The sequence below is a fragment of the Coleofasciculus sp. B1-GNL1-01 genome (assembly GCF_040220235.1).
Classification (GTDB): Bacteria; Cyanobacteriota; Cyanobacteriia; order Cyanobacteriales; family Coleofasciculaceae; genus Coleofasciculus.
Window position 1 is genome coordinate 83048 of the sequence record NZ_JAVJTO010000112.1, and the last position, 12404, is coordinate 95451.

9 protein-coding genes and 1 pseudogene are annotated in these 12404 nt (G+C 45.7%); 6 read left to right on the plus strand and 4 right to left on the minus strand.

The features are described 5' to 3' along the window. Positions 1 to 123: 123 nt before the first annotated feature. The gene (locus RID53_RS27905; protein ID WP_446391194.1) at positions 124 to 573 is read left to right on the plus strand and encodes a response regulator; all 450 of its coding nucleotides are present in this window, start codon (positions 124 to 126) and stop codon (positions 571 to 573) included. Positions 574 to 597: 24 nt separating this feature from the next. Here the strand turns inward: RID53_RS27905 and RID53_RS27910 are convergent, their stop codons facing one another. Then, on the minus strand, positions 598 to 828 hold the full coding sequence (locus tag RID53_RS27910) for a hypothetical protein (protein ID WP_446391195.1): 231 nt from the start codon (positions 826 to 828) through the stop codon (positions 598 to 600). A gap of 28 nt (positions 829 to 856) precedes the next feature. Then, positions 857 to 2077, minus strand: coding sequence for an L-lactate MFS transporter (locus tag RID53_RS27915; protein WP_446391206.1), 1221 nt, complete (start codon positions 2075 to 2077; stop codon positions 857 to 859). A 504-nt stretch (positions 2078 to 2581) separates the two neighbouring features. On the opposite strand from RID53_RS27915, the pseudogene RID53_RS27920 reads away from it, so the two are divergent. Beyond that, positions 2582 to 3087, plus strand: a pseudogene (locus RID53_RS27920) (IS1634 family transposase); the annotation flags it as partial. Between the two features lie 257 nt (positions 3088 to 3344). Here the strand turns inward: RID53_RS27920 and RID53_RS27925 are convergent. Beyond that, on the minus strand, positions 3345 to 5363 hold the full coding sequence (locus RID53_RS27925) for a M48 family metalloprotease (RefSeq protein ID WP_446391196.1): 2019 nt from the start codon (positions 5361 to 5363) through the stop codon (positions 3345 to 3347). 553 nt (positions 5364 to 5916) lie between these two features. On the opposite strand from RID53_RS27925, the gene RID53_RS27930 reads away from it, so the two are divergent. From RID53_RS27930 to RID53_RS27940, 3 genes are all read left to right on the plus strand, one after another. Continuing rightward, positions 5917 to 7374, plus strand: coding sequence for a pentapeptide repeat-containing protein (locus RID53_RS27930; RefSeq protein ID WP_446391197.1), 1458 nt, complete (start codon positions 5917 to 5919; stop codon positions 7372 to 7374). A 78-nt stretch (positions 7375 to 7452) separates the two neighbouring features. Further along, a complete protein-coding gene (locus RID53_RS27935; protein ID WP_446391198.1) occupies positions 7453 to 7869 on the plus strand; it encodes a hypothetical protein in 417 nt (138 codons plus the stop codon). 235 nt (positions 7870 to 8104) lie between these two features. Next, the gene (locus tag RID53_RS27940) at positions 8105 to 8497 is read left to right on the plus strand and encodes a hypothetical protein (RefSeq protein ID WP_446391199.1); all 393 of its coding nucleotides are present in this window, start codon (positions 8105 to 8107) and stop codon (positions 8495 to 8497) included. Positions 8498 to 8671: 174 nt separating this feature from the next. Here RID53_RS27940 and RID53_RS27945 read toward each other — a convergent pair whose 3' ends face one another. Beyond that, positions 8672 to 9565: a hypothetical protein gene (locus RID53_RS27945; RefSeq protein ID WP_446391200.1), complete on the minus strand. Its 894-nt coding sequence runs from the start codon at positions 9563 to 9565 to the stop codon at positions 8672 to 8674. A gap of 541 nt (positions 9566 to 10106) precedes the next feature. Here RID53_RS27945 and RID53_RS27950 point away from each other — a divergent pair. After that, positions 10107 to 12251, plus strand: a complete 2145-nt coding sequence (locus tag RID53_RS27950; RefSeq protein WP_446391201.1) for a cellulase family glycosylhydrolase — start codon at positions 10107 to 10109, stop codon at positions 12249 to 12251. The last annotated feature ends 153 nt before the right edge of the window (positions 12252 to 12404 follow it).

Consider the following 12404-nt stretch of genomic DNA (forward strand, 5'->3'; position numbering starts at 1 on the left):
CGAATCAACGGATTATTTGTTACAGGAAGTAAAGCTACTCTGGTAATAAGCTAAAGATATCTAAAACCAATTTCCTATTTTTATTCCTTCCCAGCTCATCTAAACTTGCAGGATAATCGTCTCATGAGTAAGATTTTATTGATTGAGGATAGTATCAGCCAGTTAGCATTGATGAATCTTTACCTGCGCGATAGCGGTCATAGGATTGTCAATCTAACCAACCCGAAAGAAGCGCTGAATAAGGCAGTTCTTTATCAACCCCATGTCATCGTTACCGACTTAATTATGCCGGAAATGAACGGGTTTGAGGTGTGTCGTCAGCTTAAAAAACATCCGGATACGCAGGCTATTCCGATTGTTATATGTTCCTCTAAAAGTCATAAGATTGACCGAATTTGGGGCATGAAACAGGGGGCTATTGCTCACTTAAGCAAACCATTCTGCCGAGAGCAACTGGTTCGGACGATTAATAAAGCTCGTCTCAGTTCATCAAAAAATTATCAACAGTATCGACTGCGTGAACTGATTGAGATCTATTCGTTGGAATGGGGAACCTTGGCAAAGGTTAGCTAATCGGATTTACTGATGGGATTGTGTTTACTGGACTTTGGACAAACAAAGTGCGATCGCGGTTGAGAATAAGGTGGGTTGGGTTGTCCAGTTTTGGATTAATCGATTGCCTTTCGGTGGGGGAATGGGTGGGTTTTGTTGTTCCGTTATTGGTGGATATTTGAATTGAGTCCCTAAACCCGCCCCTACAATTATCCCTAAATCCGCCCCTACATCTAGTTTTTCTGTCCCAAATGCCTTGACGAATAAATTACGCAAATTTATTTTTTTGTCCAAAGTCCAATACTTAAGCGCGAAGCTTAAATTGGGCAATAATAATGCCGATAATGGCTAAAATGGCGGTGGGATAGAAAGCGTAGGTATAACTGCCAAACAAATCCCGGAGTTGTCCGATGGCGAGAGTCCCTAATAATGCTCCAGCGCCATAGGCGGTGAAGACAATCCCATAGTTCTTAGCATAGTCCTCTGGAGGAAACAAGATCAGCGTTGCTGTCGGTGCGATCGCCAACCATCCTCCTAAGCAAAGCCAGAACAGAGAAAAAGCAACCAGATAGGTCAACGCTTGCCCCTCTCCAGCATTGAGCATCAAAATTGAAGCGATCAGAATTAACACATAGGAAATAATAGCCGCTCCCTTGGGTTGTAGGCGATCCGTTAACCAACCAAATAGAGGACGCCCGATGCCATTGAAGACAGCAAAGATAGAAACCGTAATCGCAGCAGTCGTCGCATCGAGTTGAATAATTTCCTGTGCCACAGGACTAGAAATACCGATCGCCGAGAGTCCGACAAACGTGCCAATGGTATAGCAAAACCAGAGGGCATAAAAAGACGGCGATTGCAAGAGTTGTCGTCGCTGATTTTTGCTGCTTTCAATCTGTTTTGGCGTCCAGTTGTGGGGTTTCCATCCGACTGGGGGTAATCTTAAGGTGATGGAGATAACCAGAATAATTGCCGTCAAGCTAATCCCCAGAATCGCAAAGCTAGGAAGAACGCCAAACGCCTCAATTAAGCCCTTGGCTAGCGGTGCTGTCACCAAGGGAGAAAGTCCAAAGCCGATCGCCGTCAATCCCACTGCCAACCCTTTGCGATCGGGAAACCATTTAGCGGAAACGGCTAGGGGAACACCATAGGCAATGCCAACTCCCGCGCCAGCAATTACCCCATAAGTAATGGTTAAAAGAATGATATTCGTGGTGAAACTGGAGAGGAGATAACCAATTCCCGTTACCACGCCACCAATCGCGGTAATTTTGCTCACGCCGATCTTATCAATGTAGAATCCCGTAATGGGCATCAACAGGGCATAGAGGACTAATAAAAAGGTGAACGGTAACAAACTTTGGGTGGCGCTGATGCCAAATAAGTCCTCTAGCGGTTTACGGAAGATACTCCAAGAATAGACTGTGCCTAGACACAGTAGGACAAGCGAGCCTAACGGGATTAAAAACCATCTGCCTTTTTCTGCTGGCAAGCCAAAAACGCGAACAGATTGCCAGTTATCCATAGCATCTCCTGCACATAGCTGATCATCCAAGAGGATACCATCTGAATCGTACCTGATCAGCTCACTGGGTCAAGTTAATTTTCGGCTCTATGATCCCCTTTGTCGATTGGGTTGAGGTACGTAGATAGAGCCTTCTTGAAGAATAAGCAAACTTAGCAGGTAGCTTGAAGATTGTCTGCTTTCTCTGACATTCTCGCCTCATTTTCAATGGGGCTAGCAAAATTTTCTAAGTTGGCTTGTTGCAGCTTGGCATCTGATTCTATATTTTTATACTCACTTAGTTATTTTTACCCGTCCTGACTTACATTTGGACTTTGGACAACTGAAGTTCCCCCCATCCCGATTGAGGATAGAAGCCGAAACCCGGACTAAGTAAACCTTTGAGCCAATTAGCCCCTCAAATCGTACCCATGTATTTTTAAGATTTTCTGAATACTCTTGGGAGAAAATTTGTGAGACAATAGGCAAGAAAGTGCGTAAACGTACCCTAGCGAACCTGTCTAAATTGTATGTAATGCCCAAGGATGTCCAATTGCGGTAGAAGTATTTTCAGGAAATACAGCCGACCCTAGTACATTAACCCAACAGATAGAAAAAGTCCGCACTCGGTTTGGATTAAAGAAAAAGACCTAGCTGAAATTACTTGTGAAGACTATCCGGGAGAGAGATTAGTCGCCTGTCGGAATCCCTTCTTAGCCGAAGAAAGAAAAAGAAATCGCGAAGAGTTATTACAAGCCACAGAACGGAAATTAGATAAAATAGTCAGCGCCACATCGCGGCAAAGATGCCCATTAAGGGGTGAAGCGGAAATTGGACTGAAAGTGGGTGAAGTCATCAACAAGTATGGTGTAGCGAAACATTTCAAAATCCAGATAACTCTCGATAGCTTTTCTTACCAAAGAAACAGTGAAAGTATCAATAAAGAAGCTACATTGGATGGTTTATATGTGGTGAGAAGTTCCGTACCAAAAGAAACACTGAATGCCGAAGATACGGTCAAAGCTTATAAACCCGGATTTCTCACCACAATTACCCAAAGGCTCATACAACCTGGATTAACCGTAGAATAAGGCTTTCAACACTCTGTCGAAATTCCGGGTCGGTCAAAAATGCTCGGAACCTACTCCAGGTAAAGGTTTCGACGATTCAGATAGCAAAACTTGTGAGAAATGCGGGTTGTTGGGTTTCGGTTAGGCTCTACCCAACCTACAAGAACATTTTGTGCAAAAGTGACATGCTCCCGTAGTCCTATTCCTTCTGTAGAAGACTATTCTTCTGAGGTGTCCTCCTCCTGTTCACACTCCTGATCATCATTTTCCTCGCACTCTTTTTGCGCTTCGTAGTCCTTGAGCAATTGCGCTACTCGCTGTTGAATCTCTAAATGTCGGGCGACGCCTTCGTAGGTATAACGGTTGTAGCCATTGCGCTGAATTAGGGTTTCAATATTATCAATCCGTTCCTCTGTATTCGGGTGAGTAGACAGCCATGCAAATAAGGGGCGATCGCGGTCTTCTTCATTTAACGTAATCATGAGATTATGCAGCCCATCCGCCGCATAGCCGCCAGCAACTAAAATCTTTGTCCCCAACGCATCAGCCTGACGTTCCATGTCCCGGCTATAGTCGAGAACAATTAAATTGGTGGCGGTGCGACCAAAGGGAATATATTGGGTAACATTGGCAATTAAATTCCCTTCTGTTACCAACTGAAAGCCATGAGATAATACGGCATGAGCCAATTCATGAGCCAATAACCCTGCCAACTCTGCTTCCGAGTCCGTTTTCAGGATCGCGCCAGCATTGACAAATATCTTTCCACCTGGTAAGGCAAAGGCATTCAGTTGGTCATCCATGACCACATAAAACTGATACTCAAACTCATCCCGCCCCGCTACGATCGCGAGTTTGTTGCCAATTTCTCGGACATACTCCAACACCTGTTCATCTTCCACCATGGGGAGTTGGTTTTGTACCCGTTCAGCAAAACTTTCCCCCACGGCGGATTCACCGCGCAGCATTAACGTGGTGGTTTCAATTGCCGAAATCGGACCAAAGAGATTTCCAGTAAAAATATAACCCAATGCCCCGGTAATCACATTCGCGATCGCGTTTCCTCTCAGTTCACCCCGCAGGTGCGATCGATAGCGTTCCAAATTCTCCTCCGCCAACACCTCAAATTCAGCCGCTTGGGGATGATTGAAGTTGAGCATGGCAAATTGACGGGCGGCTAAGGAGGCTTCTAACCAGCGTTTGGTGTCGGCGAGGGCGGTAACTTTGGCTTTAATTAAATCCGGCTCATTGGGATATAAGGTTGTCGCCCGTTCCAATACCTGAATCGCCTCCTCTTGGCGATCGTACTCCTGGAGGGTTTGAGCATAGCGCAAATGACCGGGAATAAATTCTGGTTGCTGTTCGACTAAAAACTGGAGGGGGACAAGAATCTTGGTTTCTAGTTCCTGTTCTAACCCTTCCTCAGACTGACGCCAATACACCGCACCCGCAGGTGAGAGTTCACTCGGCTCATAGATAGCGACGGGTTTCTCTAGGGCTGCTTCCGTGTCAAAAGAGGCTTTGGCTTCCTGATAAAGCTGTTGGGCGGCGGTAAATTGACCACTCATGTAAAGGCGATCGGCTTCAATCAGCTTTTGCTGACGTTCCCGTTCTTCGGGCGTCAGTTCGGGGATTTCGGCGGTAGTTTCGGTGTCGTCTTCTGTATCCGCTGAGTCGTCGCTGGCGGTTTCTGGGGTTTCTATTGTCTCGACTTCGGTCGAGTCTTCGGCGGTGGTTTCGCTGTCGTCTTCTGCATCCGCTGAGTCATCACTGACGGTTTCTGGGATTTCTATTGTCTCGATTTCGGTCGAGTCTTCAACTGTGGATGGGGAAGATTGAGTCGTGAACTCTGGTGGTGTTTCCTCAGAGGGGGTTGAGGGAATTGAAGTGGGTATAGCCTCTGGAATGACAATCGTTTCTGGCGTTTCCGAGGAATCCTCAGCAACGATAACTGAAGGGGAAGCGGCTGAGGGAGTCTCTGGAATGGCGATCGCTTCCGCCCTGTTTGTGGGTAATTGGTGTTCAACCGTGACTTGTTCAGGTAATCCGATCTGCATCGGGTGATGGAGGGGATCGGACGTCTGAACGGTTGGCTCAATTGAGGAATCTGAAACGGTGAGATTTTGAGTAGAACGAATGGATTCGGGGGTTTTCGCAGACTCGGCTAAAACGATAGAGGTTGAAGTTGGCAGTAGGATGCCTAAGGAGAGTAAAAGGGAATTCCAGAGCAGTTTCATCAGCCGATCTCCAGGGATTGCTCGGTAGGGTGTGATGGTAACAATGAGGTAGTGGCGCTAGTTGGCTCTACCTAGTCTACCTAGTTAATTAGGGTAGCTCAGTTCTGACTGAATGCGGGTTAACGCTTTAGATGACTCTCGCGACGAGGCTTGGTTCCACTGAGGTTGGGAGTGTAACGAAGAAGCGCGATCGCTGTTGGTCTGCGACTGTGCAAGTCAACCTCAGTAATCTATTGCCCCATCTCCAGTAATCTAGCGACTCGCCCCTGTATTGGATACTTTTTTATTAGCAACTCTCTGATCAAGAGATTACCGATAATTAGCGGTAAAACCTTGGCACAATAGGAATATCTGTAAACTGAAGTATTTGATCCAATTCATGTCTGTAAATTTAAAATATTTTTATTTTTTTGAATTTTAACAAAAAACTATATCGAAATAATAATACAAAGCAAATCCAGTCTTTGCTCTGGTGAGCTTGCCATTCTATAAACCCTAAGTTATCCTGCAAATAGAAGAAAAATTTGGCTAGTTTGTGTTAGAGAGTTTAGGTATGGATATTCTGTCTTTCCCGTTAGTGAGTTTAAGTGGGGAAAATGAATGGAAAATAAACCCATTGATAGCTATTTTAAGAAGAGCTAAACTTTTTTGTGCTATCTTCAGCGCAGATAAACCTAGAGTTATCTATCTTATTCAAGCTTTTCTTAGACGAGCCAACCTGAGTGGAGCCGACCTGAGAAAAGCCAATTTCAGTAAAGTAAGTCTCTTTGAAGCTCAACTCATTAAAACAAATTTGAGTCAAGCCCATTTCAATGGAGCTACTTTCAGAAGAGCCGATCTCACTCAAGCCAATCTGAGTCAGGCTCATCTCAAAGCTACGGATTTTTATGAAACCCGCCTCATAGAAATAAACTTAAAGAAAGCTAACCTAACTAAAGCCGATCTGACTAAAGCTCAACTCAATCTAGCCAACCTCCATCAAGCTAATCTCCGTCAAGCCAAACTCATTGACGCAAAACTCGTAGGAGCCGATTTTAGTAGAGCTTCCCTTGAACAAGTAAATTTTGGCATGGCGGATCTGATTGGTGCCAACTTGAGTGGTGCAAATCTCAGGGGCGCTAGTTTTTTTAGAGCTAACCTCAGCGAAGCTAACCTCAAGGGGGCTAATTTGCAAAGAGTAGATTTCAGAGGCACTGAACTCAGTGGTGCTAACCTTAGTGGCGCTAACCTCAGTGGTGCTAACCTGTCTAAAGCTGATCTCAGTGGTGCGAATCTCAGTGGTGCGAATCTTAGTGACGCCAAATTAATTAGAACTCAAGCCTTAGCTACTAACTTTGAAGAAGCAACACTAACCGGAGCATGTATTGAAGACTGGAATATTAATGGAGAAACAAACTTAAATTGCACGACTTGCCTTTATATTTATCTACAGGAATATCAACAAGATCGCCGTCCTCATGTCGGTGAATTTGCACCAGGAGAATTTACTCAACTCTTCCAGAAAGCTCTAGAAACCGTTGATCTGATTTTCCGTGATGGTGTTAACTGGAAAGCTTTTGCTTATTCCTTTGCCAATACTCAGATAGTTCATGAAGATGTTCCATTGGGTATCCAAAGTATTGAAAACAAAGGAGATGGAACGGTTTTGATCAAGGTTAGTGTTACAGCTAATACTGATAAAGGTAAGATTGACAATGACTTCTGGCATAACTATAAGTTTGTACAGGAAGCGCTAGAAAAACAATATCAAGCTAGGATAGCAGACAAAAATGAACACATTAATCAACTTTTTGATTTAGTAAATCACTTACAAAAACAACTCGGCACTATTCCTAAACTAATGACAGAAGCTTACACAACTAAATACGATTGGGATTTCCATGCTCCTGTCGTAAGTGTTGGTAATCAAGGCGTACAGGGAAATTTAGCTACAGAGAACCAAGGTTGTCAAAAAAACAGGCAAGACAATGATGACCTAGAGTCAAAGTCAACTTTAACCGAAGCCGCCTAGTTTTTTATTGCCGATAAAAGTGCCACAGCCAAAGGCAGCTCTTGAATTAACCACCGACAAGAATAACTTCTACAGCTCATGCCAGAATCTAAAAAACAAATCAACATTCACGCCCCTGCAATCAGCGTTGCTAATGAAGGAACACAGGGTAATCTAGCGGGGAAAAATGTAGGCAGACAACAAAGCATCATAAATAACAACTACGCCCCCGAACAAAGACAAATCCTGGCTGATGCAGCACAGGAAATTCAAGCCATACTTGAACAGCTTGATAAGTTCTATGACATCAACACCAACACGGGTAAGATGGCATTAACCCTTGAAGCCGTGCAACGCATTGAAAGCAATCCCACACTAGCCAAGCGAATTCTCAGTGCTTTAGCAACAGGCAGCGTTAAAGCCTTTGAACAGTTCCTCAACCATCCTGCTGCCAGCTTTGTTATCGGAGCATTAGAGGATTGGGAAAAAACGAAGGAACATCCAACAACCCAGTAGTTGGTGTTTCGCTTGTGTTTTAGGGGATGGGCATCTTACTCGTCTAGTTCATAACGTCTCAGATTGTAGAGGCGTTTCCGGCAACATCTCTACAACTTACTAAATTTTATTTTCTGACAAATTATCCTGTCCGTAATTATACGGTATTTCTTGGAGAGAAGCTCGACAATCTTTAAAAAAATTTGATTAAATAGGACAAAAATCATCCACATTCAGATAATCAATGGGCAATCTTATGCAATCACAGGCAGCTTCCTCCCCCAATAGTCGCCCTTGGTATGAAAAAGAGGACGGTACTTGTACTATTTTGGAGCCAACCCTCGTTGACATTGGAGCCAATCAACCGCCTCACCTGATGTTCCCAGTCCACTGGGCTAAATCCCTGGAAATTTTGCCCAAAGCGAAACAGATAGCAGACGAACACCAAGCCATGTTAGTTTTACTGCTCCATGGCGAGGCATCAAACAGTGAAATTATGTCGCTAGTCTTACAATTAGCCGAGACTCAAGTTCTACCGTTATGGATTGGGGAGCAAAATCGCCGGAAAGTGGGTCAAATTATTTCCATGTTGTCCAACCAGCTTCAAGGAAATTCTAACCGGGTAGAGGGGAATACCAGTCCGTCTTAAGCGGTTCGGCATTTAAACCTTAATGTCAATCATGGCGAGCCAGCCAGCTCGCTACTAATCCCCAATTGAAAGGCATGACAGCTTAACCGAAAGTAGCTCGCTTGCCAAGATGTTGAAGTCTTGGCGATTCACTCAAACAAGCGATAAAATCGGTGTCAAGACATTGACAAAGCCCTAAGAAATCTTTTCCACCGACCAATTTTTAATCACCCGGAGTTGGGTTGGGTGTGCTGTTCCTGAAGCATTGGGGGCATCCTGCTGGGCTTGTATTGCCTTGTTGAGAAATTCCATTTGCTCTTTAATCTGTTGGAATTGACTTTGTAGTTTTTCCAAGTCTGAGGGAGTCAGTGCAGGGGTCACATTCTGCGGTTCGCTTGGGGCTTTTTTGGACGCATAAGCCATGTAGGTTTGGGCGGAAGCAAACTTGGCGGCGGCGGATTGCACGGTGGCTGGAGTAGAACTCTCAGAGGGAGTCGTCGCGAGTGAAGTATTAATCACAAAGGGAGGAGACGACGGTGCAGGTGCTGGTTTGACCTCTGGCTGGGGAGTTGGTGCAGGTTCCGGTTGAGTCAGTTGGGGTAGTGACAATGCAGGTTCCGGTTGACTTTGTTCAGGTGCGGGTTCTGATGCGGATTGAGCTGGCTGTTCCTCTGGAGACGCCTGGACTCCGGTTTGGAGTTCTTCATCCAAAAAGGAGGTTAAGCCAGAGGCGGTTAGTCGAGATTCTTCCGCTTTGAGAGACTCTAATAATTCGTCTCGTTCTTTCAAGTTTTGCTCCAAACTGGAGAGTTGTGCTTCCGTCTCCGCAGATTTACGGGCAGACTGACGCCAACCAGTTATGGCAATACTAGAGGCTCCTGCTGTCAAGCCGAGTACAGCCGCTAAACCTAGGTAAGGCATAGCCACATTAGGATCTCGGAGTTCCCCATGAAATATAGGTTCGTCTTGGAGTTGAATGGTGACTGGCTGATCCCCAAAGATAGCCAGAGGTAAGGTCAAGACACCAAAGACGGCGGTCGAGATAACGGCGGGTGTAATTAAGAATCGTTGTAGTGGAGAGCCCGTCATAATTTGTAGTTCCTAGTGACAATTTCCAGTGTTCGTCGTACTGTACTGTTAATGACTATTAAACGTTGGCGAGAGAAATTCCAACTGGCAGGAGGACTTCAAGGAGGACTGTTTTAAGGTTAATCTTTGTGACGAAAAATGTCCATATATTTTTATAAAGTTACGATTAAGAATCAGAGGATAAGTCCGTATTTTTACGTAAACTTTATAAACCTAAAATCTCTTTACAATTAAAGTTCAAAGAGAGAAAATATTACTAGGACGAGGGAACATCAGATAGAGACTTCGGGTCAAACTCGACAGGGTGAGGAACAGTCTTGACCCAAACAAAACAAGCTCTCTCCGGTGCTGACAATTTTTGGCTCATTTCTTAACTCTAAGCCAGTTGGCTATACCCCCTAGACTTTATCTAGAATACTGAGTAGACAGGAGAGCGATCGCTTGGAGGAGTCGATTGGGATAAACGTCTGTCACAACTCCCAGGAATTGCCAAGCCCAGTTTGAAATCGTCACAGTTTCTGATTCGGATATCCACAGCACTATGTTTAACGTTTTCCAAGACCTGCTCTTACCCATTAGCCACATCCCATCCCTATTGCTACGCCGGATGAGGAAGCCCTTGACCCAAGCCCAACAGCGGGCAGAAGGTAGATGGCATAAGGGATTTATCCCGATGCCAAAGGCATCAGCTTGGGCGCGATCGCCAGGACGCAAGGATTTGTCGCCCCCACTGCAAAACAATACCCAGGAACGAAGGCGAAAAGTCCGGGGCTTACGCCGAGGGATTTGTTTCCTCTTAGCATTCCTTTTATCACTGGTGATGGGCGTCGATTGGGCAACAGATTTACCCGTGGCGGCGACGAACAATCCCATCATTACCGTTACCTTCCCCCTTTCCACCGAGGGAGCAAAAATCGTGGATGCGACAGGTAAACCTATCATTCTGCGAGGCGTAAACTGGTTTGGTATTGAAACCGAAATGCACGCCCCTCACGGGTTGTGGAAACGGGATTATAAGGAGATGTTGGCGCAGATTAAAGGGTTAGGATACAACATGATCCGACTCCCTTATGCCGTAAAATCCCTGAGAGCTCCAGAAGTGACGGGTATTGACTATAGTATCGGTGCAAATGCTGAACTAGAAGGGAAATCGCCCCTACAGGTGATGGATATGATTATCCAAGAAGCCGATCGCCAAGGGTTAATGATTCTGTTGGACTCTCACCGACTCAACGATGAACGGATTCCGGAATTGTGGTACGGCGATGGCTTCACTGAAGCCGATTGGATCGATACCTGGGAAGTCTTAGCCAGACGCTACAAAAATCAATTAAACGTGATTGGGGCGGATCTGAAAAACGAACCCCATGGGCGTGCGAGTTGGGGAACTGGAGATTTAGAAACCGATTGGCGACTGGCGGCGGAACGGGCTGGAAATGCGATTCTGGAGATTAACCCGGATTGGTTAATGGTGGTTGAAGGGGTGGAAAATAACGTTCCCGGTCAACAACTGGAGATTCATTGGATGGGCGCTAATCTAGAGGGCGTGGAACGCTTCCCAGTACGATTGTCCCGTCCTAATAAAGTGGTCTATTCTCCCCATGAATATGGTCCGGGCGTCTTTGATCAACCCTGGTTTTCTGAACCCAGTTTTCCCCAAAATCTCACCCGACGCTGGGAAATCGGCTGGAATTATATTGCCAGAAAAGGAATCGCCCCCGTCTTTATCGGGGAGTTTGGCGGACGACAAGTTGATTCCCAATCCAAGGAAGGCGTTTGGCAACAGAAACTGGTTAATTTTGTGCAGAAAGAGGATTTGGGTTTTGCCTACTGGAGTTGGAATCCCAATAGTGATGATACCGGAGGACTGCTCAAAGATGACTGGCTGACGGTGCAGGAACCGAAGCAAGATTTACTGCAAGGAGTCCTAATTGCCACTCGATTTGCCCACAAACCCGCCATGGCGTTCATTCCTGATATTAAACCCAGTCCATCCCTAGGGATGAATCCCACCCTCAAACCCCGTCCCCGTCAACCGGAATTAAAAGTCACCTCAACGATGCGATCGGATTGGCAAGATGGGTTTTGTATGAGTATCGAGGTGATCAATCCCACAGATCAGGCGGTGAGGGATTGGCAAGTGCAGTTCCAGATGAATCAGGCGACAATTAGTCAGACCTGGAATGGGAACTTTAAAGCCCAGGGTTCAGAGTATGTCGGGAAACCCTTGGACTGGGGACGGGCGATCGCACCCGGAAAAAGCCGCGAGTTAGGATTTTGCGCCAATAAGCAAGGTGCGGATTACCAACCGCGAGAACTGTCAGCCGTGGCGGTTAGGAGTGATGCTGAGTTTCCTCCCTCCGTCAGAATTCCCACCACTCCACCGCAATTGAAAGTCATGTCTAATCTACAATCGGATTGGCAAGAGGGATTTTGCATGAGTTTAGCGGTTATTAATCCCACGGATAACAAAGTGCGCGACTGGCAAGTGCAATTTGAGATGAATCAAGCGGCGATTAATCAGAGTTGGAATGGGAATTTTCAACAGAAAGGATCACGATATATTGTCACGCCGATGGATTGGGGACGGGTGATTGAACCGGGACAAAAGCATGATTTGGGATTTTGTGCGAATAAGCAAGGTTCCGATTACCAGCCTCAGCAACTGATGGCGTCGAGTCGATAATCGGATATCAAGCCGTTACATAAGACTTACCCAAAGCTACCCACAAATGGACATCCCTGGAACTTACTTCCTGCTTCATCCTGGCGGTGTCGGCACTCAACCAGTCCACAAGCTAACACCACCTAACTGGCGGCTATCTCCAAATTAATGGAG

What these genes read in the sequence shown, in the direction of transcription:
- RID53_RS27905 (WP_446391194.1), top strand. Translation starts at nt 124, where the DNA reads ATGAGTAAGATTTTATTGATTGAGGATAGTATCAGCCAGTTAGCATTG.
- RID53_RS27915 (WP_446391206.1), bottom strand. Translation starts at nt 2,077, where the DNA reads ATGGATAACTGGCAATCTGTTCGCGTTTTTGGCTTGCCAGCAGAAAAA.
- RID53_RS27925 (WP_446391196.1), bottom strand. Translation starts at nt 5,363, where the DNA reads ATGAAACTGCTCTGGAATTCCCTTTTACTCTCCTTAGGCATCCTACTG.
- RID53_RS27930 (WP_446391197.1), top strand. Translation starts at nt 5,917, where the DNA reads ATGGATATTCTGTCTTTCCCGTTAGTGAGTTTAAGTGGGGAAAATGAA.
- RID53_RS27935 (WP_446391198.1), top strand. Translation starts at nt 7,453, where the DNA reads ATGCCAGAATCTAAAAAACAAATCAACATTCACGCCCCTGCAATCAGC.
- RID53_RS27940 (WP_446391199.1), top strand. Translation starts at nt 8,105, where the DNA reads ATGCAATCACAGGCAGCTTCCTCCCCCAATAGTCGCCCTTGGTATGAA.
- RID53_RS27945 (WP_446391200.1), bottom strand. Translation starts at nt 9,565, where the DNA reads ATGACGGGCTCTCCACTACAACGATTCTTAATTACACCCGCCGTTATC.
- RID53_RS27950 (WP_446391201.1), top strand. Translation starts at nt 10,107, where the DNA reads ATGTTTAACGTTTTCCAAGACCTGCTCTTACCCATTAGCCACATCCCA.